The sequence below is a fragment of the Affinibrenneria salicis genome, from assembly GCF_008710095.1.
Genome location: NZ_VYKJ01000015.1, coordinates 122,582 through 149,159, shown reverse-complemented (window position 1 = coordinate 149,159; position 26,578 = coordinate 122,582). Strand labels below are relative to the sequence as shown.

The 26,578-nt window shown below is 56.9% G+C and carries 19 protein-coding genes and 4 tRNA genes; 4 read left to right on the top strand and 19 right to left on the bottom strand.

The features are described 5' to 3' along the window. Positions 1–72: 72 nt before the first annotated feature. Entirely contained in the window at positions 73–858 is a 786-nt protein-coding gene (locus FJU30_RS22830; protein WP_150437271.1) for a cytochrome C assembly family protein, read from the top strand. An 81-nt stretch (positions 859–939) separates the two neighbouring features. On the opposite strand, the gene luxS is transcribed toward FJU30_RS22830, so the two are convergent. The 18 genes from luxS to phoB all read right to left on the bottom strand — a co-directional run bounded on the left by luxS (position 940) and on the right by phoB (position 17,754). Then, complete coding sequence (gene luxS / locus FJU30_RS22825) at positions 940–1,455, bottom strand: S-ribosylhomocysteine lyase (RefSeq protein ID WP_150437270.1); 516 nt, start codon at positions 1,453–1,455, stop codon at positions 940–942. Positions 1,456–1,614: 159 nt separating this feature from the next. Beyond that, on the bottom strand, positions 1,615–3,177 hold the full coding sequence (gene gshA, locus FJU30_RS22820; protein WP_150437269.1) for a glutamate--cysteine ligase: 1,563 nt from the start codon (positions 3,175–3,177) through the stop codon (positions 1,615–1,617). Positions 3,178–3,258: 81 nt separating this feature from the next. Next, positions 3,259–3,687 (bottom strand): YqaA family protein, encoded by a 429-nt coding sequence (locus FJU30_RS22815; RefSeq protein ID WP_150437268.1) that lies wholly within the window; start codon positions 3,685–3,687, stop codon positions 3,259–3,261. Further along, a complete protein-coding gene (yqaB, locus tag FJU30_RS22810) occupies positions 3,684–4,250 on the bottom strand; it encodes a fructose-1-phosphate/6-phosphogluconate phosphatase (protein ID WP_150437291.1) in 567 nt (188 codons plus the stop codon). Before yqaB ends, FJU30_RS22815 begins: the two co-directional genes overlap by 4 nt. Before the next feature lie 312 nt (positions 4,251–4,562). Beyond that, positions 4,563–4,639, bottom strand: a tRNA-Arg gene (locus FJU30_RS22805). Between the two features lie 53 nt (positions 4,640–4,692). Next, positions 4,693–4,769: transfer RNA gene (locus FJU30_RS22800), tRNA-Arg, on the bottom strand. A gap of 207 nt (positions 4,770–4,976) precedes the next feature. Then, positions 4,977–5,053, bottom strand: a tRNA-Arg gene (locus tag FJU30_RS22795). An 8-nt stretch (positions 5,054–5,061) separates the two neighbouring features. Then, a tRNA-Ser gene (locus tag FJU30_RS22790) sits at positions 5,062–5,154 on the bottom strand. Between the two features lie 292 nt (positions 5,155–5,446). Then, on the bottom strand, positions 5,447–5,632 hold the full coding sequence (csrA, locus tag FJU30_RS22785) for a carbon storage regulator CsrA (protein ID WP_005972168.1): 186 nt from the start codon (positions 5,630–5,632) through the stop codon (positions 5,447–5,449). Between the two features lie 314 nt (positions 5,633–5,946). Beyond that, entirely contained in the window at positions 5,947–8,574 is a 2,628-nt protein-coding gene (alaS, locus tag FJU30_RS22780) for an alanine--tRNA ligase (protein ID WP_150437267.1), read from the bottom strand. A 139-nt stretch (positions 8,575–8,713) separates the two neighbouring features. Continuing rightward, positions 8,714–9,208, bottom strand: coding sequence for a recombination regulator RecX (gene recX, locus FJU30_RS22775; protein WP_150437266.1), 495 nt, complete (start codon positions 9,206–9,208; stop codon positions 8,714–8,716). Between the two features lie 69 nt (positions 9,209–9,277). Next, positions 9,278–10,345: a recombinase RecA gene (gene recA, locus FJU30_RS22770; RefSeq protein WP_150437265.1), complete on the bottom strand. Its 1,068-nt coding sequence runs from the start codon at positions 10,343–10,345 to the stop codon at positions 9,278–9,280. Between the two features lie 104 nt (positions 10,346–10,449). Further along, the gene (gene pncC, locus FJU30_RS22765) at positions 10,450–10,944 is read right to left on the bottom strand and encodes a nicotinamide-nucleotide amidase (RefSeq protein WP_150437264.1); all 495 of its coding nucleotides are present in this window, start codon (positions 10,942–10,944) and stop codon (positions 10,450–10,452) included. 179 nt (positions 10,945–11,123) lie between these two features. Beyond that, positions 11,124–12,515 (bottom strand): proline-specific permease ProY, encoded by a 1,392-nt coding sequence (gene proY / locus FJU30_RS22760; protein WP_150437263.1) that lies wholly within the window; start codon positions 12,513–12,515, stop codon positions 11,124–11,126. Positions 12,516–12,598: 83 nt separating this feature from the next. Beyond that, positions 12,599–13,918, bottom strand: coding sequence for a branched-chain amino acid transport system II carrier protein (gene brnQ, locus FJU30_RS22755; RefSeq protein ID WP_150437262.1), 1,320 nt, complete (start codon positions 13,916–13,918; stop codon positions 12,599–12,601). Positions 13,919–14,316: 398 nt separating this feature from the next. Beyond that, positions 14,317–15,423, bottom strand: a complete 1,107-nt coding sequence (locus tag FJU30_RS22750; protein ID WP_150437261.1) for a cobalamin-independent methionine synthase II family protein — start codon at positions 15,421–15,423, stop codon at positions 14,317–14,319. Positions 15,424–15,714: 291 nt separating this feature from the next. Next, the gene (gene phoR / locus FJU30_RS22745; protein ID WP_150437260.1) at positions 15,715–17,037 is read right to left on the bottom strand and encodes a phosphate regulon sensor histidine kinase PhoR; all 1,323 of its coding nucleotides are present in this window, start codon (positions 17,035–17,037) and stop codon (positions 15,715–15,717) included. 27 nt (positions 17,038–17,064) lie between these two features. Next, the gene (phoB, locus tag FJU30_RS22740) at positions 17,065–17,754 is read right to left on the bottom strand and encodes a phosphate response regulator transcription factor PhoB (RefSeq protein WP_150437259.1); all 690 of its coding nucleotides are present in this window, start codon (positions 17,752–17,754) and stop codon (positions 17,065–17,067) included. A 199-nt stretch (positions 17,755–17,953) separates the two neighbouring features. Here phoB and sbcD point away from each other — a divergent pair, with 199 nt between their 5' ends. From sbcD to rdgC, 3 genes are all read left to right on the top strand, one after another. Continuing rightward, on the top strand, positions 17,954–19,183 hold the full coding sequence (gene sbcD, locus FJU30_RS22735) for an exonuclease subunit SbcD (protein ID WP_150437258.1): 1,230 nt from the start codon (positions 17,954–17,956) through the stop codon (positions 19,181–19,183). Continuing rightward, the gene (locus tag FJU30_RS22730) at positions 19,180–22,881 is read left to right on the top strand and encodes an AAA family ATPase (protein WP_150437257.1); all 3,702 of its coding nucleotides are present in this window, start codon (positions 19,180–19,182) and stop codon (positions 22,879–22,881) included. The genes sbcD and FJU30_RS22730 overlap by 4 nt, the downstream gene beginning before the upstream one ends. Positions 22,882–23,025: 144 nt before the next feature. Continuing rightward, positions 23,026–23,937 carry a recombination-associated protein RdgC gene (gene rdgC, locus FJU30_RS22725; protein ID WP_150437256.1) on the top strand — a complete coding sequence of 304 codons (912 nt, stop codon included), beginning with the start codon at positions 23,026–23,028 and terminating at the stop codon, positions 23,935–23,937. 106 nt (positions 23,938–24,043) lie between these two features. On the opposite strand, the gene FJU30_RS22720 is transcribed toward rdgC, so the two are convergent. Beyond that, a complete protein-coding gene (locus FJU30_RS22720) occupies positions 24,044–25,831 on the bottom strand; it encodes a methyl-accepting chemotaxis protein (RefSeq protein WP_150437255.1) in 1,788 nt (595 codons plus the stop codon). Positions 25,832–26,578 lie beyond the last annotated feature (747 nt).

The following is a 26,578-nucleotide window of genomic DNA, read 5'->3' as shown; positions in this document are numbered from 1 at the left end:
GGTTGGTGCCCGCCATGACTAAGGCTATACTGACCGTTCATTTTCCTCTGCCAACGCTGTTAACCTACTGTTATGCCTGTTTTCGCTATTGTGGCTCTGATCTCATATTCGCTCAGCCTCGGACTGATCATCCCCAGTCTGCTGCGAAAAAACAGTGCGTATCGTCGGCTGGCGCTGCTGTCGGCCTGCTTCGCGCTGGTGTGCCATGCCGTGGCGCTCTACCAGCGTATTTTCGCCGTTCAGACCGGGCAAAATCTAAGCCTGCTGAATATCGGCTCGCTGGTCAGTCTGATTATTTGCGTGGTGATGACCATCGTCGCCTCGCGCGACCGGGGCTGGTTTTTGCTGCCGATCATCTACACCTTCGCGCTGATCAATCTGGCGTTCGCCAGCTTTATGCCCGGAGAATTCATTACGCATCTCGAAGCCACGCCCGGACTGATGATCCATATCGGCCTGGCGCTATTCGCTTACGCCACGCTGATCATCGCCGCGCTGTATGCGCTGCAGCTCGCCTGGCTCGACTACCTGCTTAAAACCAAAAAACTGAGTTTCGCCGCCGATATGCCGCCGCTGCTGAGCATCGAGCGTAAGATGTTCCACATCACCCAGGTAGGCGTCGTCCTGCTCACGCTGACCCTGTGCACCGGCCTGTTTTATATGGATGATGTTCTCAGCCCGGAAAATCTTCACAAAGCGCTGCTCTCGCTGCTGGCCTGGTTTGTCTATATCCTCTTGCTGTGGGGACACTACCATGAAGGATGGCGCGGGCGCAAAGTGGTGTGGTTCAGCTTTTTCGGCGCCCTGTTGCTGACGCTGGCCTACTTCGCCAGCCGGGTGGTTCAGCATCTCTGGTAATCGCATCCTCGCCAGCCAGCCGCAGCAGATAAAAAAAGCGCCCGTAAACGGGCGCCTCGGGTACCTGCCGGCCGCTAAACGTTAAATATGCAGCTCGGCCAGTTTCTCTTTGGGCAACGCCAGTTCATCGTTGTGGTTGATGCCGACATCGCTCGACAAAATATGCTGCGCGATATCCTGCGCCTCCTGCAGTGAATGCATATGGAACGTACCGCACTGATATTCATTCAGCTCCGGGATTTTACGCTGATCGTGAACCTTCAGCACATCGGCCATCGCCGCTTTCCACGCTTCGGCTACGCGCTTCTCATCCGGCGTGCCGATCAGACTCATATAGAAACCGGTACGGCAGCCCATCGGAGAAATATCGATAATTTCAACACCGTCGCCGTTCAAATGATCGCGCATGAAACCTGCGAACAAGTGCTCAAGAGTATGGATACCGCGCTCCGGCATCACTTCAATATTCGGCCGACAGAAACGCAGGTCAAACACGGTAATAGTATCGCCATGAGGGGTTTTCATGGTTTTGGCTACCCGAACCGCCGGAGCGGCCATGCGGGTATGGTCTACGGTAAAACTATCTAATAACGGCATATGTCACCTCCTCATAGAAAAAAAATTATTTTTTTCTGGTGTGCAGGGAAACCTTTTCCCTTTATACGAGTCTGATACTTTGAAAGACGCGCATTTATTATCATCATCCCTATCATCAGAGATGTTTATTTGGCCACATTGACTGTGGCCTTTTCTTTTTTAACCCTGTTCCTGCCCGGCCAGATACGCGTCAAACCCCAATTTATCGTCCGATTCCAGCTGACGCTGACGCTGCCAGGAACGTTCGCATTCCGCCGCCAGCCGTTCTGCGGTCAGGATTTCCAACGGTTCACTGCGCAACATCTCCCGATACTGCCCGGCCAGGCGCAGGCCAAATGCGCCATTGCCCTGTTCTTTCATTTGCGCCAGCAGACGTCCCGAATAAGTGCTGTCCGGTTGTTCAAAGCAAGGCAACAGTTCTTCGCAAACCTGCTGATAATACGGCTGCGCGCTATCCCGATCCAGGACTTCGGCTACCCGGCGCAGATCCGCGAACAGGGATTTCCCTACCCCGGCGATCGGGCGCTGCTCGCTTTCGCAGCCTAAGCCGATGGTCTGCCCGGGTTTACGCCCTTCAAGGATAACCCGGTTCCAGTTCTTACGCGTACAGAGCAGTTCGGCCGAACTCATCTCCGGCGCATCGGCCAGCGCGCACCAGATCAGAAAAAGATCGAGGAAGCGCACCTGGCTGTGGTTAACGCCGATTGGCGAAAACGGATTGATATCCAGCGAACGCACCTCAATATATTCGATGCCGCCGCGCCGCAGCGCGTCCGACGGCGATTCGCCGCTGCGCGTGACCCGTTTGGGACGGACCGGCGCATACAGCTCATTCTCTATTTGCAGCACGTTGGTATTCAGTTGCAAATAGCGGCCGTCTCGTTTCACGCCCAGACGAATATATTCTTCGGACGGCGTTTTTATCGCCCGTTTCAGCCCGGCGATATAGGTATCCAGATCGTTAAAGGTGATACCGAGATTGCTTTGCGATTTATTGGTATAACCCAGATCGCTGAGCCTGAGCGACGTGGCATAGGGCAAATAGCACATACCCTTTTCAGTGCGTTCGAACGGCAGCGCGGTCTCCTTGCCCTGCAGAAAGGAAGAACAGATCGCCGGCGACGCGCCGAACAGATAGGGGATCACCCAGCCAAAACGATAATAGTTGCGAATCAGCCGCAAATAGCCGGCCGAGATCTGATCTTTGCCGCTCTCAGCGTCGCGAATGCCGGTGCGCGCCTGCCAGAAAGACAGCGGCAGAGAAAAATTATAGTGCACGCCGGAAATCACCTGCATCAGCGCGCCATAGCGATTCTTTAAGCCTTCGCGATACAGCGTCTTAAAACGGCCGATATTCGACGAGCCATACTGCGCCAGCTCAATATCCTGACCGTCCGCGATAAAACAGGGCATACTCAGCGGCCACATCCGCTCATCGCCGATGTTGCGCGCCACGTGACGATGAATATCGCGCAGGAAGGTCAGCAGATGATCAACGTCGCGCTCTACCGGAGTAATGAATTCCAGCAGCGCTTCGGCAAAATCCGTAGTGATCCATGAGTGCGTCAGCGCGGCGCCCAACGCCTGCGGATGACCGGTAGTAGCCAGATGACCGTTAGCCTGCACGCGTAATGTTTCACGTTCAATGCCGCGCTGAATACCTGCCAATGCCTGAGGATTTTTTTCCAGCCAGGAAAGTGCCTGCGATATATCCGGGATCAAATCGACCTCCCGTTATTAAAATGTAATGTTTGTAAGCATATTAACAGCATAGGACTCCAGCCCGCGCTTATTTGTCACTGACTATGGCCACCAGGCCATGCCCTGCAAGGTTATTCCGGTCAGCACGATATAGCGCAACGCTTTGCCAAGGCAAAGAAAAAAAGCCGCGCTGCGCCATGGTAAACGCAGCCAGCCCGCCAATACGCACAGTAAATCGCCCACTACCGGCACCCAACTGAGCAGCAGGGCCGCCGTTCCGTAACGCTGTAGCCAGCGCATCGCGATCGGCTTGCCCCGCGGCTGTTGGGCCGGCGGTAACAGGCGCCCTAAAATTATATTCGTCAATCCACCGAGGGTGTTGCCTGCCGTGGCGATAAGCACCAGCAGGAACGGCTGCGCGCTGCCGGCGAGCAACAGCGTCACCAGCAAAATTTCTGAACTACCTGGTAATAATGTAGCACTCAGCAGGCTGCTCCAGAACAGTGAAATGAGTTGCCAGCCTTCACTCACAATGTACGCACATCGACCACCGCCATATTGGCCCGCTGCGCCGCCTGAATACCAAAATCGGCGTCTTCAAACACGACGCAATGCTGCGGCGCCACGGCAATTAACTCCGCGCAGCGCAGGAAGGTATCGGGATAAGGTTTATGACGCTGAACATCGTCCGCGCCGACAACGGCATCGAAATACTCGCGTAGTCCGAGGTGACGCAATAAACGCTCCGCCATCTGATGCTCGCTGCCGGTTCCCAACGCCATCGGACGTCGTCCGCGATACGCCTTAACAACCTCGATCAACGGCAGAGGGGTAACGGAGTCCAGCAGCATCTCCTGCACCAGCGCGGTTTTTTCCGTCGCTAACGCATGGGGATCCATCTCCACCCCGCTGCCGTCTAAAATAACCTGCGCGATATACCAGGTAGGCGACCCATTCAGCCCGGCCATCTTAGCGCCGTCATAATGTAGCCCGTAGCGCCCCAGCACTTGCTGCCAGGCTTTGTGGTGAGTGGGTTCGGTATCCAGGATTGTGCCGTCCATATCGAAGATAAGGCCCTGATAGCGGTCGTACATCATCACCCCGTAAGCACAAAACAAAGAGGTTCTACTTTAGCGTAAAGTTAAAACGTTGTCGCTCACGCTATAACCATGCAAACGGCAGGCAATTAATCGCGCTGTGCGCCGCCAGGAGCGCTTCATCTGGCGAAGCCAGTTGCGCAAGCGCGCATACGGAAGAGACGTTCAGTCCGCACACCGGACAGGGGAAAGCATAGCCAGGGAAAAACGACAGCGCACGGCGAGCAATAAAGACGACGATGAAAAGCAGGAAGCGATGGTTAAGCAAAGATGAGGAAAATCGGCAAACTTTTACAGAGGAGGAAAAGATGGTGCACCCAGGAAGATTCGAACTTCCGACCGCTCGGTTCGTAGCCGAGTACTCTATCCAGCTGAGCTATGGGTGCATATCAGAAATGATGCGCCAGAATTTATGAAAACGAGGATAAAACAGCAGTGATGGTGCACCCAGGAAGATTCGAACTTCCGACCGCTCGGTTCGTAGCCGAGTACTCTATCCAGCTGAGCTATGGGTGCATTGAGACGTACTGCAACTTCTCTTTTCGCTGATGAGCGCTAAAAACGTCATCGATTAAATACGGCGTAATGCTATTAGTGCAGATAAATCGACTTGCGCCAGCTTTTCTGCGTTGGCTGCCGGTTTGCGACACCCAATCATCGAGCCATTGCGGAACGCGTAAACAACATATCGCAACCTGATGACCACTACCCTGCCATAAAAAATGGTGCACCCAGGAAGATTCGAACTTCCGACCGCTCGGTTCGTAGCCGAGTACTCTATCCAGCTGAGCTATGGGTGCATTTTAAATGGCGGTGAGGCGGGGATTCGAACCCCGGATGCAGCTTTTGACCGCATACTCCCTTAGCAGGGGAGCGCCTTCAGCCTCTCGGCCACCTCACCTACACTACTGATAACCTGCTGAAGAATTTCTTTAACAGCTCACCGGTACTGCGTGGCGCACATATTACTTTCCCGGACTTATAAGTCAAACAATTTTTCCCATCCCGTGTTTGTTTGCACACTTCGCACCCAACACGGACAGATTGACAACAAAAAGCATATTTTATCAGCAGGAAAACAGGCAGTTATCCCGCAGTCCGACAACGAAAAAAACAGCGGGAGAGAAGAGAAAAGCGACGGGAGGAGCAAATACAATACAATAGCGCCTCGTGCTCACGAGACGCTTTGTAAATCAATAGGATGTGGGTTGAGACTTTTCCGCCTGAATGCGCTGATAGATCTCTTCACGGTGGACAGAAACCTCTTTAGGGGCGTTAACGCCAATACGGACCTGATTGCCCTTTACCCCTAGTACGGTAACAGTCACCTCATCGCCAATCATGAGGGTTTCGCCAACTCGACGAGTCAAAATAAGCATTCTTTGCTCCTTGAAAGATTATAAAGAGTCGGGTCTCTCTGTCTCACTGTCATTATCCATCATATACCGTGAAAACGTAAACCTAGATGATTAGATAAATCCGCCCATCCAACTCATAGTTTGTTACTAGTAGTAAGTTTAGCCGATATGAGAAAGCTTGCGCTTTTTGTTACCACGTCAGGATATAGAATCAGACATCCCCGAAACTTATAATCAGGATCGCCCCCGTACGCCCGCAGTTCCCTTCCCTGCGGGCAATAAAACGCCATAATCAAACAAAGTATTATGGCGTTTTATCGTGATAACGCTTTTGCTTACAGTTTTCCCGTCACCCAGGGCTCAACACTGGCCAGTGCCGCCGGCAGCGCATCTACATCGCTTCCGCCTGCCTGCGCCATATCCGGGCGACCACCGCCTTTACCCCCAACCTGACGAGCGACAAAGCCGATTAGCTCGCCGGCTTTAATCCGATCGGTAATGTCTTTGGTGACGCCGGAAATCAGACTGACTTTACCTTCAGAAGCCGTTGCCAGTACGATTATTGCCGAACCCAGCTGATTCTTGAGGTCGTCAACCATAGTGCGCAATAACTGCGGCTCAGCGTTATCCAGCCGGCTGACCAGCAGCTTAACGCCATTAATATCTTTGGCTTTGCCGGAGAGAGAAGCGCTCTCCTGCGCGGCCTGCTGCGCCTTCAACTGCTGCAGTTCTCTTTCCAGCACTCGGGTGCGATCAAGCACGGAACGCACCTTATCCACCAGATTATGGCTATCGCCTTTCACCAGTTGGGTGACATCCTGCAGTAAATCGCTCTGCCGATGCAGCGCCGCCAGCGCATTTTCACCGGTAACGGCTTCAATACGGCGTACTCCGGCCGCAGTGCCGGACTCCGCGACGATGTGGAACAGGCCGATATCGCCGGTCCGGCTGGCGTGCGTCCCGCCACACAATTCAACGGAAAAATCGCCCATGGTTAATACCCGGACGCGATCGTCATACTTCTCGCCGAACAGCGCCATCGCGCCTTGCGCTTTGGCGTCATTAAGCGCCTTCACTTCGGTCTGGATAGTCATATTGCGACGAATTTGCGCGTTGACGATATCCTCGACCTGCCGCACCTGCTCCGGTTTCATGGCTTCAAAATGCGAGAAGTCGAAACGCAGGTAGCTGTCGTTAACCAGCGAGCCTTTCTGAGCCACGTGGTTACCCAACACCTGGCGCAATGCCGCATGCAGCAAATGCGTCGCGGAGTGATTCAAGCGTATACGATCACGACGCCCTTTGTCGACAATTGCGTCGACAAAATCGTTAACCCGCAAGATGCCCTGCGCCAGTTTCCCCAGATGGCCGATCGCCTGGCCGTATTTCTGCGTATCGTCGACGACAAAGCGCAGCAGGCCGCTGCTGAGCTCGCCCTTATCGCCGACCTGCCCGCCGGATTCGCCGTAGAACGGCGTTTCATTCAGAATCACCACCGCTTCATCGCCGGCCTGGATCTCATCGACAGGCTGACCGTCACGGTAAAGCGCAACCACGTTCGACTGCTGTTGCGTTTTTTCATAGCCGCTAAACGGCGTCGTCGTATCCACGCGCACCAGCGCATTGTAATCCACGCCGAAACCGCTCGACTCGCGCGCGCGGCGGCGCTGGGCCTCCATCGCCTGTTCAAAGCCGGCCTCATCCACCTTCAGGTTGCGCTCGCGGCATACGTCCGCCGTCAGATCAAGCGGGAAGCCGTAGGTGTCATACAGTCGGAAAGCCGTTTCGCCATCCAGCGTGTCGCCGGTAAGCTGATTAATCTCTTCATCCAGCAGCGCCAGACCGCGTTCCAGCGTACGGGCAAACTGCTCTTCTTCCGTCTTCAACGCCTGTTCGACTATCTGCTGCTGACGCTTGAGATCCTCTGCGGCCGATCCCATCACGTCGATCAGCGGCGCCACCAGTTTGTAGAAAAAGGTCTCTTTCGCGCCGAGCATATTGCCATGACGTACCGCGCGACGAATAATTCGGCGCAGCACATAGCCACGGTTTTCATTCGAGGGCATAACGCCATCGGCGATTAGGAATGCGCAGGAGCGGATGTGGTCGGCAATTACGCGCAATGATTTACTGGACAGATCTTCACAGCCAATCACGCGCGCCACATCGGCAATCAGCGTTTTAAACAGGTCAATCTCGTAGTTGGAATTCACGTGTTGCAGAACGGCGGCGATACGCTCCAGCCCCATCCCGGTATCCACCGACGGTTTCGGCAACGGCAACATGGTGCCGTCCGCCTGACGGTTGAACTGCATAAAGACCAGGTTCCAGATCTCGATGTAGCGGTCGCCGTCTTCTTCCGGGCTGCCCGGAGGTCCGCCCCAAATGTGATCGCCGTGATCGTAGAAAATTTCGGAACAGGGGCCGCAGGGGCCGGTATCGCCCATCTGCCAGAAGTTGTCCGATGCGAACGGACTGCCTTTATTATCGCCAATGCGGATGATGCGATCGGCGGGCACGCCCACTTCATTGGCCCAGATGTTCCAGGCTTCATCATCCGTCTCATAGACGGTGACCCACAGTTTTTCTTTAGGCAGATTGAACCATTGTTCGCCGGTCAGCAGTTCCCAGGCGTAAAGAATGGCGTCGCGCTTAAAGTAATCACCGAAGCTGAAGTTACCCAGCATCTCGAAGAAGGTGTGATGACGTGCGGTATAACCGACGTTTTCCAGATCGTTGTGCTTACCGCCGGCGCGCACGCAGCGCTGGGGGGTCGTGGCGCGCGAATAGCTGCGCTTATCCAGCCCAAGGAAAACATCCTTAAACTGGTTCATCCCCGCATTGGTAAACAACAAAGTCGGATCGTTATTGGGCACCAGAGAACTGCTGGCGACCACTTCGTGTCCTTTACTATGAAAAAAATCGAGAAACGCTTGACGGATCTCAGCGGTGCTCTTGCTCATAATTGTCCCGGAATCAAGCTATGAAGAACAGATCGTGGGCAAGGTATAGTGCACCAGACTGGCGCTACCGTGCAGCTCACGAACAAAAAGTGGGAATAAGATAAATTTTCTTCGAAGGGAAGTAAAATCCCGTATGCATTCAATCGGAAATTTTCATATAAATAGATTGAATCTCTTCATGAAAAAAGCCGCGACTGAGCAGAAAGCGCTGTAATTTTGCCTTTTCTTTCCAGTCAACGGGCAACGGCAGACCAAATTTTTTCTCTGCCGCGTCTCTGGCCAGCCGGCACCAGTCGATATCACACTCCGCCAGCGTAGCAGAAATTGTTGCTTTCTCCACCCCTTTCAGACCGAGTTCAGCCCGAATACGCTGAACGCCATAGCCCTTGCGGCTGCGGCTGTGGACATAACGCAGCGCATAGCGTCGATCGTTAATCCAGTCATTTTGCCGACAGTATTCCACTGCCCGCTCAATCTCATCCTGCATCTGCGCGCGGCTGAGTTCGTCGTCGTCTTCCGGCGCGGATTTATCCGCGGCAGAAAACAAATACGCCGCAAGTTTGCGGCGTATTTCTGCTTCACTGTAATCCCTTACCGACAACACCTTCATGGCGTAGTTTAGTGGTTTATTCATCGCTTCTCTGCATCAACCGGGGCGCACCTCGCCCCGGCTATCGCCATAACAATACCGGACGCGCCGACCTCAGAAATTCTCGTTTTCATCGAGCGCGTCTTCACGCACGTTTTCCGAACCTGCCACCGCCAGCGAATCGTTGCCTTTGTGCAGCAGCATTTCGCGCAGTTTTTTGTCCAGCTCGTTAGCCACCGCCTGATTTTCTTTCAGGTAGTTACAGGCATTCGCCTTGCCCTGGCCGATTTTATCTCCGTTATAGCTGTACCAGGCGCCCGCCTTCTCGATCAGTTTGTGCTTCACGCCCAGATCGATCAGTTCGCCGTAAATATTGATGCCTTCGCCGTAGAGGATCTGGAATTCGGCCTGTTTAAACGGCGCGGCGACTTTATTTTTCACCACTTTGACGCGCGTTTCGCTGCCGACCACCTCTTCACCTTCTTTAATCGAACCGATGCGGCGAATATCAAGGCGCACCGACGCATAGAACTTCAGCGCGTTACCGCCGGTCGTCGTTTCCGGGTTACCGAACATAACGCCGATTTTCATACGAATCTGGTTAATGAAAATCAGCAGGGTATTGGCGTTCTTCAGGTTGCCGGCCAGTTTACGCATCGCCTGGCTCATCATGCGGGCCGCCAGCCCCATGTGCGAATCGCCGATCTCGCCTTCGATTTCCGCCTTCGGCGTCAGCGCCGCGACGGAGTCGACGATAATCACATCCACCGCGCCGGAACGGGTCAGCGCATCACAGATTTCCAGCGCCTGCTCGCCGGTATCCGGTTGGGAGCACAGTAAGTTATCGATATCCACGCCCAATTTCTTCGCGTAGATGGGATCGAGCGCATGTTCCGCATCGATAAAGGCGCAGGTTTTTCCTTCGCGCTGCGCGGCGGCGATCACCTGCAGCGTCAGCGTGGTTTTACCGGAGGATTCAGGACCGTAGATCTCGACGATACGCCCCATGGGCAAACCGCCGGCGCCCAGGGCGATATCCAGAGACAGTGAGCCGGTAGAAATGGTTTCGACATCCATTGAGCGGTCTTCACCCAAGCGCATGATAGAGCCTTTACCAAACTGCTTCTCAATCTGACCCAGTGCCGCGGCAAGCGCCTTTTGCTTGTTCTCATCAATAGCCATATCTACTCCTGTCATGCAGTAGCAAAGTTATCTCTGCCCTGTCGGTTAATCATGGTGTACTGAATAATAGCGTCATTATACTGTATACTCATACAGCATCAAGATTATTTTTGCAGAAACTCATCCAGCAGGGTTTGCAGGGCGAATCCCACCGCCTGCAACCGCACGGCGTTTCTGTCGCCGGTGAATTGCCGCCGCACATTCAGCGCCCGGCCCTGCCCGTCGCACAACCCGAACCATACCGTGCCGACCGGTTTTTCCGCCGTGCCGCCGTCCGGCCCGGCGATCCCGCTGATGGCGACGGCGAAGTCGGCGCGGGCGGCCCGCAGCGCGCCGCTGGCCATTTCCGTCACCACGGGTTCGCTGACCGCGCCGTGCCGGCTGAGCGTCTCTTCGCGCACGCCGATCAAATCATGCTTCGCCCGGTTGCTATAGGTCACAAAACCGCGGTCGAACCATGCCGAACTCCCGGCGATATCGGTCAACGCTTTGGCGACCCAGCCGCCGGTGCAGGACTCCGCGCAGGTCACCCACGCGCCGCGCGCCCTGAGCTTTTCACCCACGACCGCGCTCAATTGCGTAATGTCGGATTCAGTCATCGTTACATCAATCTTAATGAGACAATAGAGATAGCAGGATAGCATTTTCCCGCCGGAGATCACCCCGTTCGCCGCGTAATGCGAAACCGCCCGCAGCCTAAAATCCGCCGCAAAAAGCAGCACGCCTTCACTCGACGGGATGAAGGCGTGCTCCGGTACGGCGTCAGACGTTCAGCCGCTTAACGAACGGGAAGTTCGGCGTCCTGCCGGCGATTTTTGTTGATTTTGCGCTGAACAGCGTAGCCCGCCAGCAGCAAAACAATCCAGATAATGCCGACATACAGCGATACGCGCGTCTCCGGGAAATAGCCGATCAGACCAATGATAAACAGCAGAAAAATCACCCCGATGGAGGAAGTGACGATGCCGCCGCGCAGCGGGAAGGCCAGTTCTTTCACCTGCTGCGGCGTCAAACGCAAACGAAATGCAATCTGCGAACACAGGATCATAATCCATACCCAAACCGTAGCAAACGTCGCCAGCGACGCAATCACCAGGAACACTTTGCCCGGCATAATATAGTTCAGATAAACCGCCACCAGCAGCGCGATCATCATCACCACCACGGTGACCCACGGAATACCGCGGCGGGAAAGACGAGTGAACGCCTGCGGCGCGTGCCCCTGTTCGGCCATGCCGTGCAGCATGCGCCCTACGCCGAACACATCGCTGTTGATGGCGGAAACCGAGGCGGTAATCACCACAAAATTAAGAATGCCCGCCGCGGCCGTAATGCCAAGATGCTGGAACGTCAGCACAAACGGACTGCCGTCAATCCCGACCTGGTTCCATGGATAGATGGACATAATGACGAACAGCGTCCCCACATAGAACACCAGGATTCGCCACGGCACCGAGTTTATCGCCCGGGGGATCGATTTGTGCGGATCTTTGGCTTCGCCGGCGGTAATGCCGATGATCTCTATGCCGCCGTAAGCGAACATCACCATCTGCAACGAGAGAACCATCCCCATGATCCCATGGCTGAAAAAGCCGCCGTTGCTCCACAGGTTATGAATGCCGGTCGGCTGTCCGCCGTTGCCGATCCCCCAGATGATGATGCCGATACCGGCCGCGATCATCACGATAATGGTGGCGACTTTGAAAAACGACAGCCAGAACTCCAGTTCGCCGAATACCTTTACGCTCATCAGGTTGATGGCGCCGATGATCAGCACTACGCTCAGAACCCACATCCAGTGCGGCACCTCGGGAAACCAGACGCCCATGTATATGCCAAACGCAGTCACGTCGGCAATAGCGACGATCAGCATTTCAAAGCAATAGGTCCAGCCGGTGATATAGCCGGCCAGCGGGCCGAGGTAGTCCTGCGCGTAGCGGGAAAAGGAGCTGGACTGCGGATTATTGACCGACATTTCCCCCAGAGCCCGCATGATGATATAGGCGGCGACGCCGCCGATCATGTAGGCCAGCAGAACGCTGGGCCCCGCCATCTGAATCGCACTGGCCGAGCCGTAAAATAGCCCGGTGCCGATGGCTGAACCTAAAGCGATGAAGCGGATATGCCGCGCGCTTAGCCCTCGTTTGAGTTTAGCGGAGTGTTGTTCCATAAGTTAACAAACCCTGTCCTGTAAACAAAAAAACCACAGGCGACGGCCTGTGGTGAAAAAATTGATTCATAACAACGACATGCTTACCGCGCGTGAACGCTCTGCCGCCGTCCGCACAGCCGATCGTAAACCACCGCGGCCAGTAAAATCAGCAGTGAAGGCGGCAGCCAGGAAAGCCCCTGCGCGTTGAGCGGCAGATGCTGACTCCATTCCGGCAACAATGGCTGGAAGGAAGAGGATTTTATCCCATCAATAATTCCAAACACCAGGCTGATTAGCATGGTCGGAGCCACAATGCGCGTCCGGCTATTCCACCAGTTCAGCGTGAAACTCAGCAGCACCAGGACGATGCAGGGCGGATAAATCGCCGTCAGCACCGGGATTGAAAGGTGGATCAGATGGCTTAAGCCCAGATTGGAAACCACCATTGAAAACAGGCCGAGGATAAATACCAGCGTGCGGTAGGAAAACGGCAGATACTGCGAGAAAAACTCCGCGCAGGCGCAGGTCAGGCCGACCGCCGTCACCATACAGGCGACGAAGATCAGCAGCGCAAGGAAAGAGCTGCCGATGTCGCCGAAGGTATACTGCACATAGGCGTGCAGAATTTCGGCGCCGTTCTGCGCGCCGGGCACCAGCGAACCGCTGCCGGCGCCCAGTTTAAACAGAGTCAAATAAACCAGCATCAGGCCGATGCCGGCAATCAGCCCGGCCCGAATGGTATAGCGGGTGAGCAGTTGCGCATCCGCTACGCCGCGCGAACGCGCCGCATTGACGATCACGATCCCGAACACCATCGCGCCCAGGGTATCCATCGTCAGATAGCCGTTAACAAAACCGCTGGAGAACGGCACCCGCTGATAAAGTTCGATGGCGGGCAGAGACTCGCCGGCCGGCCACAGCATCGCCGCCAGCCCCAGAATCAGCAGCGCGATGATTTTAACCGGCGCCAGCACGTGGCCAACGGTGTCCAGCAGGCGTCCGGGATAAAGCGAAACGCCGGTGACAATCGCGAAGTACAGGATGCTGTAAACCAGCAGCGGCGCCGTGCCGGTACCGGTCAGCGGGGCGATGCCCACCTCAAACGAAACGGTGGCGGTGCGCGGCGTGGCGAACAGCGGGCCGACGGCCAGATAACAGACGGTAGCCAGCAGGATGCCGGCTCTGCGGCCAATCGGCGAACTCAGCGCGTCGATTCCGCCCCCGACGCGCGCCAGCGCGACCACAGTCAGCACCGGCAAACCCACCGCCGTCAGCAGGAAACCGAACGCGGCGCGCCAGACATGCTCGCCCGCCTGCAGACCGACCATCGGGGGAAAGATGATATTGCCCGCCCCCACGAACAAGGCAAAGGTCATAAAACCTAATGCCATGATATCTTTAGAAGTTAAACGATGACTCATAACCTGTATTTTGTTGCCTGTAATAATTGCCAAAAGAAGAAACACGAAGCCGCTGCCGCAGTGCCTTCCGCCGCGCTGGCGATGGAATGAGCAAAAGGAGAATAATGATTATTTTCTGCGCAGCGTTAATGGGGGCTAAGTAAAACGTTTATAGCGTGAAAAGACAAGAGATCATTGCAAATGCAGTATATACGTCTTAATTACATTAATAATTAGGAACTATATTTGGCAATTTCACTCATTGAGCAGAACATGATTTGTGCATTAAACAGGCTTGCAGCGCAAAATTATGCCGTAAAATTCCATTTTCGCGCAAAATACAGTCATTGTTTTATCTTATGCATATAAAAAAACGCCGATACTGGTATCGGCGTTGTAAAAAGCGTGGGCCGCCTGGCCTACCAGACCCGGGCGGCGATATCGACCACCAGTTTCAGTTTCGCCCACTGCTGCTCTTCCGTCAGGCTATTGCCCTCTTCGGTAGAAGCGAAACCGCACTGCGGGCTCAGGCAGAGCTGGTTAATGTCGACATAGCGAGCGGCTTCCGCAATGCGTTTTTCAACATCACCCGCCGGCTCCAGCTCGCCATTCTTGGTGGTAATCAGGCCCAGCACTACCTGCTGATGCCCCGGGCGGATAAAACGCAGCGGCTCAAAGCCGCCGGCGCGCGCCGTATCGTATTCGAGGAAGAACGCATCAACATTCACCCCGCCAAACAGCGTGCTGGCCACCGGCTCATAACCGCCTTCCGAGATCCAGGTGGAGCGGAAATTGCCGCGGCAGACATGCAGGCCGATCACCAGATCGGAAGGCTTGTCTGCCAGCGCCTGGTTCAGTACCCGGGCGTAAATTTGCGCCAGCTGTTCGGGATCTTCGCCGCGTTCCCGGATCTGCCGCTTCTGATCGTCGGAGCACAAATAGCCCCAAACGGTATCGTCCAACTGCAGATAGCGGCAGCCGGCGTCGTAAAATGCCCTGATGGCATCGCGCCAGGTCTGCGCCAGATCGTCGAAGTAGGCGTCAAGGGTCGGATAAACCGCGCTGTCGATGGCTTTGCGCCCGCCGCGGAAATGCAGCACGGCAGGGCTGGGAATGGTCATTTTCGCCGTAGCGTCGCCGGCGATGCGTTGCAGGTAACGGAAGTCCTCCAGCATCGGATGCTGCGGATTAAAGCCCACTTTACCGGTCACTTTAATGCCGCGCGAGCGGGTCTGGACGCCATTGAACTGAATGCCATGGCCGCCCTCATAGCCTTCCACGCCATCCAGTCCTTCGAAGAAATCAAAATGCCACCAGGAGCGGCGAAATTCACCGTCGGTCACCACCTGCAGACCTGCCGCACGCTGTAGTTCCACCGCGCGCAGGATTTCCCGGTCTTCAATGTCACGCAGCCGGGCCGCGTCGATCTCGCCGGCCTGTAGCTGCGCGCGCGCCTGCTTGATCGCCGCCGGACGCAGCAAACTGCCGACTACGTCGGCCCGGAACGGGGGTTTCGCTTGTGCCATGCTTTGCTCCTGAGTCGCTGTCCGCAGTGCGCGAAGCGCGGCAGACAGCGTGGGTTAGTGAAGTAATAAGGTCATCGCCGGCCGTCGAAAACAGACTTCCAGACGGCTATAATTACGCTATCCTGACACGAATTTCCACTGCCGACAACAGGAGAATCTCAGCTGCGCTTCAGACGCATGCGGCGGCGCGCCGGTATAGCGGTTTAAGGGGAAGCCGGTAGGTAATCAAAGCGGATATGATCGGGTCGTCGCCCCACGAAATTCATCACGCGGGGCGACGAGGGCGCGCCTTTATGCCGACGGCGCGCTGCTGCGGATCGCCGGGGGAGACGTAACCATCAGCCGGTTCGGCAGTATGAAGCCAAAACTTGATCCCTGGCCCGCCTCGCTGGTGACGTCCAGCCGGCTATCGTGATGAGTCAGCGCATGTTTGACAATCGCCAGCCCCAGCCCGCTGCCGCCGGTCTGGCGCGAACGCGCTTTATCCACCCGGTAAAAACGCTCGGTCAGGCGCGGCAGGTGTTTGGCGTCGATGCCCGGGCCGTTATCGCTGACCACAAACTGCGCGCCCTGCGGCGTTTTGCGCCAGCTCACCTCAATGCGGGTTCCGGTCGGCGTATGGTTAACGGCGTTATACACCAGGTTGGACACCGCGCTGCGCAGTTGCTCCTCATTGCCGCACACCCACAGCTGCGGGTCGATATCGAAAACCAGCTCGTGCCGCCCCTGACTCAGCGCCTGCGCCTCGCGCTGCAGCACCTGCAGCATGGCGGGCATATCGACTTTTTCATTCAAATCGATAACCGTGGCCGCTTCGATACGCGACAGCGTGAGCAGTTGCTTCACCAGGCTATCCATGCGCCGGGTCTGCTCCTGCATGGTGTTCAGCGCTTTATGACGCAGCGCGTCGTCCAGCGCGTCGTCATGCATCATTTCCAGGTAGCCCTGCAACACGGTCAGCGGCGTGCGCAGTTCGTGGCTGACGTTGGCGAAAAAGTTGCGCCGCGCCCCTTCAAGCTGACGCATCTGCGTCACATCGCGCGCCGCCATCAGCAGTTGGCCGGAGGAATACGGCATAACGCGAAACTCGACATAACGCGAATTATTCAACTGCAGGGTGAGAGAACGGCTGAAGTCCTGCTGTTGCAGGTAGCGGGTAAATTCGGGATAGCGCAGCAGATTAAGAATGTGCTGGCCGTTATCCTCGGGCCAGCGGAAGCCCAGCAGGTGCTGAGCCAGACCGTTGCACCAGAAAATCGTGCCGTCCTCGGTGGTGATCACCACCGCATCCGGCAGCGATTCGGCCCCGCTGCGAAAACGTTTAATCAGCAGCGCCAGTTCGCGCCGCCGCCGCCGGTTGCGCAATTGCATCTGGTACAGGCCGTAAAATAACGGCTCCCAGCTGCCCCGCCCGCTCGGCGGGGTGATGGTTTTATCCACCCACAGCCACCAGGAAAGCCGCATCAGGTTATAACCATGCCAGATCAGCGTGGACAACACGCCGGCCAGTAAAAACCAGGGCAGATAGCCGATTAACAACCCGAGCAGCAAAGCGGGCAGGCAAAAGAAGGCCAATTCCAGCACCAGCCTCTTCCATGATAAGCGTTCTAACACGTTGTGTTTCTCCGGTGCCTGAACCTGTCAGTAGCGCGTCGAAAAACGGTAACCCGTTCCACGCACGGTCTGTACCATCTTATCATGTCCGCTGACTTCCAGCGCCTTACGCAGACGGCGAATATGAACGTCTACGGTACGATCTTCAACATACACGTTGGTGCCCCATACGTGATTCAGCAGCTGTTCGCGGCTGTAAACCCGCTCGGGATGGGTCATAAAAAAGTGCAATAGCTTGAATTCGGTCGGCCCCATATCAAGCGCCAGCTCGTCGGCGGTCACGCGGTGCGAAGTGGGATCCAGATTCAATCCGCGCATCTCAATCGCTTCTTCCACCGCCATCGGGGAAATACGCCGCATCACGGCCTTAATGCGCGCCACCAGTTCCTTCGGTGAAAAAGGTTTGGTGATATAGTCGTCCGCGCCGACCTCCAGACCGCGCACCCTATCTTCTTCCTCGCCGCGCGCGGTCAACATGACGACCGGGATATCGCGGGTCAGCGCCTCGCGTTTCATATGTCTGATAAATTGCAGTCCCGAGCCCCCCGGCAACATCCAGTCCAGCAGAACCAACTCCGGGTAGGGTTCCGACAGCTTGCCTAACGCGCTGTCATAATCTTCGGCTTCAACCGGCTGATAACCATTCTGCTCCAGAACAAAACAAACCATTTCTCGAATTGGAGCTTCATCTTCCACGACCAATATGCGTCTTGCCATTGTTATTCCTGCCGTTTAATCGTCGCTGTAAGCGTGCGGACGCCATTATGCGTCACTTTTGTGACAGATTTATGAAAAACAACAGGCGCGACAATGCGTTTTGCCGGGCCGCTTCCCGTTCCGGGTTTTGATAACGACAGCATCGGCCCTGCTGTTATAATCGTGTCATCTGTTAGTTACACGCTGTCTATGGAGCGTCATGCGCATCATTCATACCGCTGACTGGCATCTGGGTCAGCATTTTTATACCAAAAGCCGGGCCGCCGAACACCAGGCCTTCCTTGACTGGCTCATCGACCAGGCGCAACGCCATCTGGCGGATGCGATTATTGTAGCAGGTGATATTTTTGATACCGGCTCGCCGCCCAGCTACGCGCGCGAAATGTATAATCGCTTTGTCGTGTCTCTGCAACAAACCGGCTGCCGGCTGGTGGTGCTGGCCGGCAACCACGATTCAGTCGCCACGCTGAACGAATCGCGCGAACTGCTGGCCTGCCTGAACGTCACGGTGCTGGCCAGCGCCAGCGACGATACCGAACAACAGGTGCTGGTGTTGCCGGATCGCCGCGGTCAGCCAGGCGCCATCCTGTGCGCAGTGCCGTTTCTGCGGCCACGCGACCTGACGATCAGCCACGCCGGCCAGTCCGGCGGCGAAAAACAGCAGGCGCTGCTGGAGGCCATCGCCCGGTACTACCAGCACCTGCATCAGGCTGCGCTCCATGTGCGCGCGACGCTGGATTTGCCGTTGCCCATCATTGCCACCGGCCACCTGACCGCCGTAGGCGCCAGTACCTCCGACTCGGTGCGCGATATTTATATCGGTACGCTGGATGCATTCCCGGCCCAGGCTTTTCCGCCGGCCGACTATATCGCCCTCGGCCATATTCACCGCGCCCAGACGGTGGCGAAGAGCGAACATATTCGCTATAGCGGCTCGCCCATCGCCCTGAGCTTTGACGAACTGAACAAAGACAAAAGCGTCTATCTGGTGGAATTCACCCGGCAAACGCTCAGCCGCGTCGAAGCCCTGCCGGTTCCGGTCCTGCAGCCGATGGCGCTGCTGCGCGGTTCGCTGGCGGAGATAGAACAACAGCTGGCCGCATTCCGCCGGCACGAGGGTGAACATCCTGTCTGGCTGGATATTGAAATCACCACCGAGCACTGGCTGAGCGATATTCAACGTCAGGTTGAACAACTGTGCGCGGATTTACCGGTCGAGGTTCTGTTGCTGCGCCGCAGCAAAGAGCGGCGGGAGCAAAACCTGGCGCGCCAGGATAAAGAAACGCTGAATGAACTGAGCGTACAGGAAGTCTTCGACCGTAGGCTGGCGCTGGAGATCGCGCCGGACGACGTCCAGCGCCAGCGTCTGCGTCAGTTGTTCGGCCAGGTCACGGAACAGATCGTTCAGCAGGGAGGCCCGCACGCGTGAAAATTCTGAGTCTGCGTCTGAAAAATCTCAATTCGCTGCAGGGCGAATGGAAGATCGATTTTACCGCCGAGCCTTTCGCCAGCAACGGGCTGTTCGCCATCACCGGACCGACCGGCGCGGGGAAGACCACGCTGCTCGACGCCATCTGCCTGGCGCTCTACCACCAGACGCCGCGTCTGCAGAAAAGCATTTCGGCCAGCCAGAACGAGCTGATGACCCGGAATACCGCCGAATGTCTGGCGGAGGTGGAATTTGAGGTCAAAGGCATCGGCTATCGCGCGTTCTGGAGCCAGCGCCGGGCGCGCAACGCCGTCGACGGCAATCTGCAGCCGCCGCGCGCCGAACTGGCGCTGCTGGAACAGGGCACCATTCTGTCCGACAAGCTAAACGAAAAACTGGAGATGACGGCGCGCATCACCGGCCTGGACTTCGGCCGCTTTACTAAATCGATGATGCTGTCGCAGGGGCAGTTCGCCGCCTTTCTCAACGCCGACGCCAACGATCGCGCCGAACTGCTGGAAGAACTGACCGGCACCGAAATTTACGGACGGATCTCGGAGCAGGTGTTCCTGCAGCATAAAGAAGTGAAGGCGCGGCTGGACGCCCTGCACGCCAGAGCGGCCGGCATTGAACTGCTGAACGATGAACAACGTCAGGCGCTGGAGAGTCAGCGCGAGCAACTGGTCCGGCAGGAACAGGCGCTGAACGCCGAACACCATCAGGCGCAGGCGCAGCAACAGTGGTTCGAACAACGCGAGCTGCGCCGGCAGGCGCAAATGGACGCGGCTCGTCAGCGCGACGCCGCCGGGCAGAGTTGGCTGCAGGCGCAGGCTGAGCTGGAACGGCTGGCGCGCAGCGCGCCGGCGGAAAAATTGCGCCCGCTACAGCTGGATCGCGATCGCTGCCTGCAGGAACACAGCGCCCTGCTGGCGCAAATCGCCACTCTGTCCGATGAGGAACAGCGGCAAAATAGCGCGCTGAGCGCGCTGACGCAGCAGGCCTCCGCCGCCCAGGACCAACTGCAAAAGCATACGGAATACCGCCAGCAACAGGAAACCCTGATGACGGAGCAGGTCGCGCCGCTCGATCAGCGCATCGATACGCTGCAACAGCAGGTAGCCAGGCTGACGCAGGAACAGCAGCGACTGCAGGCCTCCGTTACGCAGCGCTGGCAACAGCTCAACCAATTGCAACAGGGGCGTGAGCATAATCTGAGCAGCGTCGGTGAACTGAACGACGAACTACAGCGCAATCAGCGCCACCAGTACTGGGGGGAAAATCTGGCCCTGTGGCAGGATCAGTTTAAACAGCAGCAACAGTGGCAGACCCAGCTCGATGAACTCGGCCTCCAGCAGCGGCAAAACGAACAGGAATTGACGCAGTTGGCCCGGCGACAGCAACAGCTGAACGACGAGCGTCAGGCGCAGCTGTCGGCGGTGGAGCAGGCGCAGCAGCGCTGGCGGCAATATCAGCAGCAAGACGAACAACTGGAGCAGCGCCTCCCTTTCAGCGAACTGCAGCGGCAGATCGAGCGGCTGGCCGGGCAGCGTGCGGATCGCCAGCAACTGGCCACGCTGTGCGAACTGGCTCCGCGCCTGCTGACGCTGCGCGTCACCCTGAGCGAACGGCAAACGGCGCTTAGCGACCAGCGGCAGAATCTGGCCGAACAGCTGGCGCGGCATAACCAGCGCTATCAGCACAGCAACCAGTTGCTGCTGGAGGTACAAACCCGCAGCGAACTGGAGCAGCGTATCGTTAAGCTGGAAGCGGAGCGGGCGCGCCTGCAGCCCGGTAGCGAATGTCCGCTGTGCGGCTCAACCCACCATCCGGCGATTGAACGCTACCAGACGATCGCACTCAGCGAAACTCGTCAACGGCTGCAGCAACTGCAGGACGAAACCAGCCAGTTACAGACGCTGTGCGTACAGACGGAAACCCGGCAAAAACTGCTGCAGCAACAGCTGGGGTCGCTGCTCGGCGATAGCGCTCAGAACGATGAAGACTATCGCCGTCTGCAACAGCAATGGCAAACGTTACAATCGCGTTTATCGCTGGATTATACGCCGGAGCAGAACGCGGCCGCCGGGCAATGGCTGCAACAGTGCGCCCAACAGGAACAGCAGTTGCAAACGCAGCGCCAGCAGCGGGAACAAATTCGGCAACAGGCGCAACTAAACAAAACGCGGCTGGATGAAGCGCGCCAGGCGTTGCAGCAAACCGAACAACACCAGGCGCTGGCGCGGCTGCAGCAAAAAAACGAGCAACAGACTCAGGAGAAACTGCAGCGGTCGGCGGCACACTGCCGGCAGCAGCTAAGCGCGCTGGAACAGGAGATGGCGGACCAGTTAGCCGACTGCCGCCTCACGCCGCCGGAACGCGATCGCCAGGCCGACTGGCTGGCGCAGCGGCGCAAGGAGTGGCTGCGCTGGCAAGAGGCCCGTCAGCATCAACAACAGCTTCAGACGACGCTGGCGACGCAGCAAACCGAGATTGACGCGCATCAGGAGTCGCTGGCTGAATTGTCCCGTCAGCGGGATGCGCAGCAGCAGCAGTTCGACCTCGAGGCCCAGGCGCTGAGCGACGCCCGCCAGCAGCGTCTGCAACTGTTCGGCGAGCGGCAAACCATCGCCGAGCGCGATCGCCTGCGCCTGTTAAGTCAACAGCATGATCAGCGTAGCCGCCAGGCGCAGCAGCAACAGCAGCTGGCGCAGCAACGGCTGAGCCACTTAAGCGGGGAACTGAGCGGCCTGCGGCAGCGACAGACGAAGTCCGCCGCCGCCAGCCAGCAAGCCGGCGAACATTTTCTGCAGGCGCTGGCCGCCAGTCCGTTCGCCGATGAGGCCGCCTGGCGCGCCGCCCTGCTGGACGATGCGCAACGCGACGCCCTGCAGCAATTAAAAGAACGGCTCAGCCAGCAGCGCCACCAGGCCGGCGCGCTCTGCCAGCAAGCGGAACAGGCGCTGGCGCGGCACCTGCGCGAACGGCCGGCGGAACTGGACGAACAGACCACGCCCGATGACGTGCGGGCACGGCTCGCCGCGCTGGGACAGGCGCTGAAAGACAACACGCTGCAGCAGGGTCAGGTGCAGAACCAGATGGCGCGCGACCAGCAACAGCAGCAAACTCAGCGCCAGTTGCTGAGCGATATCGAGCGCGCCGGCCAGGATTACAATGACTGGAGCTACCTCAACGATCTGATCGGTTCGCAGAGGGGCGATAAATTCCGCCGTTTCGCTCAGGGGCTGACGCTGGATCACCTGGTGTATCTGGCCAATCAGCGGCTTATCAGGCTACACGATCGCTACCAGCTGCTGCGCAACGGCAGCGATACGCTGGCCCTGCAGGTGGTCGATACCTGGCAGGCGGAAGCGGTGCGCGATACCCGTACGCTGTCCGGCGGCGAAAGTTTTCTGGTGAGTCTGGCGCTGGCGCTGGCGCTGTCCGACCTGGTCAGCAACAAAACGCGTATTGATTCGTTGTTTCTTGATGAAGGCTTCGGCACGTTGGATGCGGAAACGCTGGATACCGCGCTGGATGCGCTCGACAGCCTGAATGCTTCAGGTAAGACCATCGGCGTAATCAGCCACGTCGAGGCGATGAAGGAACGCATACCGGTACAGATCAAAGTGAAGAAAGGCCGCGGACCCGGTATCAGCCAGTTAAGCCCTGAATTTGCCGTGCGCGACGGGCAAAAATAGCGGCGCGCCGGGCCTAAAGCACTGGATAAATAGCCAATAATTTTCGTTGAACAGTGGCGCAATTCCTTCAATTGGTTATCATGCGCCCTGCATCAATAAACCGCGTGCCCAAGATCGCACGCCAGTTGCCGGGATAACAACACTATGCTGTGGTTTAAAAACTTAATGATTTATCGCCTCAGCCGCGACATCACCCTGTCTGCGGATGAGATGGAAAAACAGTTGTCTTCGTTCGCCTTCACACCCTGCGGCAGCCAGGATATGACCAAAAGCGGCTGGGTTACGCCCATGGGGTCGCACAGCGATGCTCTGACGCACGCCATTAACGGCCAGATTCTGATCTGCGCCCGAAAAGAAGAGAAGATCCTGCCCTCGCCGGTGATCAAACAGGCGCTGCAGGCAAAGATCGAAAAGCTGGAAAACGAGCAACACCGGAAACTGAAAAAAACCGAGAAAGACTCGCTCAAAGATGAAGTATTGCACAGCCTGCTGCCGCGCGCCTTCAGCCGCTTCAGCCAGGTCTGGCTGTGGATCGATACCAACAACGGTCTGATTATGGTCGACGCCGCCAGCGCTAAAAAAGCCGAAGACACGCTGGCGCTGTTGCGCAAAACCCTCGGCTCCCTGCCGGTAGTGCCGCTAACGTTGGAAAATCCGATTGAGCTGACGCTGACCGAATGGGTGCGCTCCGGCCAGACGCCGGCTGGCTTTACTCTGCAGGATGAGGCGGAGTTAAAGGCGATTCTGGAAGAAGGCGGCGTGATTCGCTGCAAGAAACAGGATCTGGTCTGCGATGAAATCGCCGTGCATATCGAGGCCGGCAAACTGGTCACGAAGCTGGCGCTGGACTGGCAGGAGCGCATTCAGCTGGTGCTGGCCGACGACGGTTCCCTCAAGCGGCTGAAGTTCGCCGACGTGCTGCGCGAACAAAACGATGACATCGACCGCGATGATTTCGCGCAGCGTTTCGACGCCGATTTCATTCTGATGACCAGCGAACTGGCCGCCTTGATCAGCAATCTGATCGAGGCGCTCGGCGGCGAGGCGCAGCGCTAAGCCCCGTCCGACGCCCGCGTATGGAGCGCCGCGGGGCCGTTTCCCACGGGAACAGACCTCGCGGCGCCGCTGGCGGGGACCGGCTTAACCGCCCCGCGCAGCGCAGCTACATCCTGAAGTGGCCGACCGCCGAGTTCAGTTCGGCCGCCTGAGACAGCAGCCCGCTGGAAGCCGATGCCGATTCCTGAACCAGCGCGGCGTTCTGCTGCACCATGGAATCCAGCTGCGACATGGCCTGGTTAATCTCATTAATGCCGCGCATCTGTTCGTCCGCCGCGTGCGAAATCTCCGCCATTACCGTCGTGACCTGCGATACGCCGCTCACAATCCCGGTCATGGTTTCATTCGCCTGACGAACCTGGACGGAGCCGGAGTCCACGCTGGCGATGGTCGATTCAATCAGTACCTTGATCTCTTTGGCCGCCTGGGCGCTGCGCTGCGCCAGCCCGCGCACCTCATCGGCCACCACGGCGAAGCCGCGTCCCTGTTCGCCGGCCCGCGCCGCTTCCACCGCCGCATTCAGTGCCAGAATGTTGGTCTGGAACGCGATACCGTCAATCACGCTAATGATGTTGCCGATTTTCCCGGAGGCGGTGACGATATCCTCCATAGTGGTAATAACCTCCTCCACCACTTTCCCGCCCTGCTCGGCATCTTTAGCCAGCACCAGCGCCCTATTGCTGACCTGCTGCGCCGAACCGGCCGCCTGGGTGACGGTGGCGGATATTTGCTCCAGCGCCGCCGCCGTCTGCTGAATACTGGAAGCCGCCGATTCGGTTCTGGACGACAGATCGTGGTTACCGGAGGCAATCTCATCCGCCGCCACCTGCAGCGAGGCGCCGGTATCGCGAATTTGCAGCATCACCGTAGTTAATTTTTCCACAAAATGATTAAAGGAACGGGCGATTTGCGCCACCTCATCGTACCCCTCATCGGGTAAACGCTGGGTGAGATCGTCAGTACCGTTACTGATCGCGTCCATTACATCGCGCACCTGCAGCAGGCGTTTCAGCGTAGCGCTAATCATCACGCCCACGATCAGCGAGGCGATTATGGCAATAATCAGCATCGAACTCAGCGAGGTATACAGCAGCGAGCGCATACCGGTCGTCGCTTCCTTTTCATCCAGCGCCACCAGCACATACCAGTCGGTCCCCGGCACCGCCTGAGCATGTACCCGTTTTACCTGTCCATTTACCGTCATCGGCACCGGGTCGCTGGCGGCAAAGACGCTGGCCGGCTGCAGGCCGGCATCAATATCGCTCAGGGATTTCAGCGTCAGCGCTTCATCCGGGTGAGCAATGATCAGCCCGGTGCTGTCAACCAGCATGCCGAAGCTGGACGGCGTGGGTTGGATCGATTTCACGTTATCAATCACGCTCTCCATCGTTACGTCACTGCCGACCACGGCCGGCGTGCTATTGGCGACGACGACCGGCGCGATAAACGACACCACCAGTTTTTTGGTGATGGCGTCAATATAAGGCGCGGTCACCAGCGGTTTGCCCGCTTTCACCGCCTCTTGATACCAGGGCCGAACCGTCGGATTATAACCCTCCGGGATACCTTCCGACTGAGAAAAGACCGAAGCGCCGGTGGCATAGCCGGCATAAACATTGATAAAGCCGCCGGCCTTTTCCAGCTGTTCAAATACCGGCAGCGGATTCTCCGATAAGGCCACGCCGTAAAGCGACTCCATCATTTTGATGCGGGTGGCAACCCAGTCGCCTATCGCCGTGCTATGACTGCCGGCCAACGAATACAGCGTACTATTAATGGATTGTTCGTTATGTTTACTGGCTACCCTGTAATTCAGCCAGGTATTGATCGCAAGAGAACAAACAACAATGGCAGTACAAACCGCTAAAATGCGAGAACGTGTCGATCTAAGCATAATAAAAACTCCAGGTTGTAATATTCTGTTACGTGATAACGGCATGACATTACAAACCTTGAGCCAGTCCAGGGCCCAAAAGGAGTAATCAGCTAACGGCGCGTTATTCTGTTCTCATCGGTTAATCCGGCATAACGCAAATATTTCACCATCTCTGCCAGAGGTTTATCTAACCGCGGATTATTATTTTATGAATAATAATCACCATAGCTTATTAAGCTATTTTCCTGATATAAGAAAATACAATGGATATATGCGGAATAAAGCAGCGATTGGCGCGTCAAAGAAAAAAATAAGCGGTTATTTTTATCTGCCGAATAACTAACGCCCGGCAAATTTTAACCGGATATGTTTCAGCCGGGTATGGCCGTGAACGGGGCCTTGCTTCACCGCGAAAAATTAGCCAAATGCATGATGTAATACATTAGCCTGAGCCAACGCCGCAGAAAATCTGCCGGCGCAAAGACCGAGCCGGGTCACGCAGCCTGCGCATCCGCCGTCTGAAGTTCGATGAATATATAGCCAAAATAATTCGGGTTGCCGGAGGACGGTAACGCAGCGACAAATTCGGCGGCAACGAATTTGTCCAGCCCGTGGCTGGCCTTCGGTGAGAGAGCGGATGTCTCTCATTAATCCCCGGCGGTTTACCGCAGTAAGTGAGCGGGGTGAGCGACAAATCGGCCGGGAGCAGAGTGGCACACCGCTGGCGGCATCCCGGCAAGGGCAAACATCATGGATGGAGCGAGT

Bases quoted from the DNA above. Each gene is read 5' to 3' on its own strand.
- sbcD (WP_150437258.1), top strand. From the start codon at position 17,954: ATGCGCATCATTCATACCGCTGACTGGCATCTGGGTCAGCATTTTTAT.
- yqaB (WP_150437291.1), bottom strand. From the start codon at position 4,250: ATGTACGACCGCTATCAGGGCCTTATCTTCGATATGGACGGCACAATC.
- recA (WP_150437265.1), bottom strand. From the start codon at position 10,345: ATGGCTATTGATGAGAACAAGCAAAAGGCGCTTGCCGCGGCACTGGGT.
- pncC (WP_150437264.1), bottom strand. From the start codon at position 10,944: ATGACTGAATCCGACATTACGCAATTGAGCGCGGTCGTGGGTGAAAAG.
- phoB (WP_150437259.1), bottom strand. From the start codon at position 17,754: ATGGCAAGACGCATATTGGTCGTGGAAGATGAAGCTCCAATTCGAGAA.
- FJU30_RS22830 (WP_150437271.1), top strand. From the start codon at position 73: ATGCCTGTTTTCGCTATTGTGGCTCTGATCTCATATTCGCTCAGCCTC.
- csrA (WP_005972168.1), bottom strand. From the start codon at position 5,632: ATGCTTATTTTGACTCGTCGAGTTGGCGAAACCCTCATGATTGGCGAT.
- FJU30_RS22750 (WP_150437261.1), bottom strand. From the start codon at position 15,423: ATGGCACAAGCGAAACCCCCGTTCCGGGCCGACGTAGTCGGCAGTTTG.
- FJU30_RS22720 (WP_150437255.1), bottom strand. From the start codon at position 25,831: ATGCTTAGATCGACACGTTCTCGCATTTTAGCGGTTTGTACTGCCATT.
- brnQ (WP_150437262.1), bottom strand. From the start codon at position 13,918: ATGAGTCATCGTTTAACTTCTAAAGATATCATGGCATTAGGTTTTATG.
- recX (WP_150437266.1), bottom strand. From the start codon at position 9,208: ATGAATAAACCACTAAACTACGCCATGAAGGTGTTGTCGGTAAGGGAT.
- rdgC (WP_150437256.1), top strand. From the start codon at position 23,026: ATGCTGTGGTTTAAAAACTTAATGATTTATCGCCTCAGCCGCGACATC.
- proY (WP_150437263.1), bottom strand. From the start codon at position 12,515: ATGGAACAACACTCCGCTAAACTCAAACGAGGGCTAAGCGCGCGGCAT.
- luxS (WP_150437270.1), bottom strand. From the start codon at position 1,455: ATGCCGTTATTAGATAGTTTTACCGTAGACCATACCCGCATGGCCGCT.
- alaS (WP_150437267.1), bottom strand. From the start codon at position 8,574: ATGAGCAAGAGCACCGCTGAGATCCGTCAAGCGTTTCTCGATTTTTTT.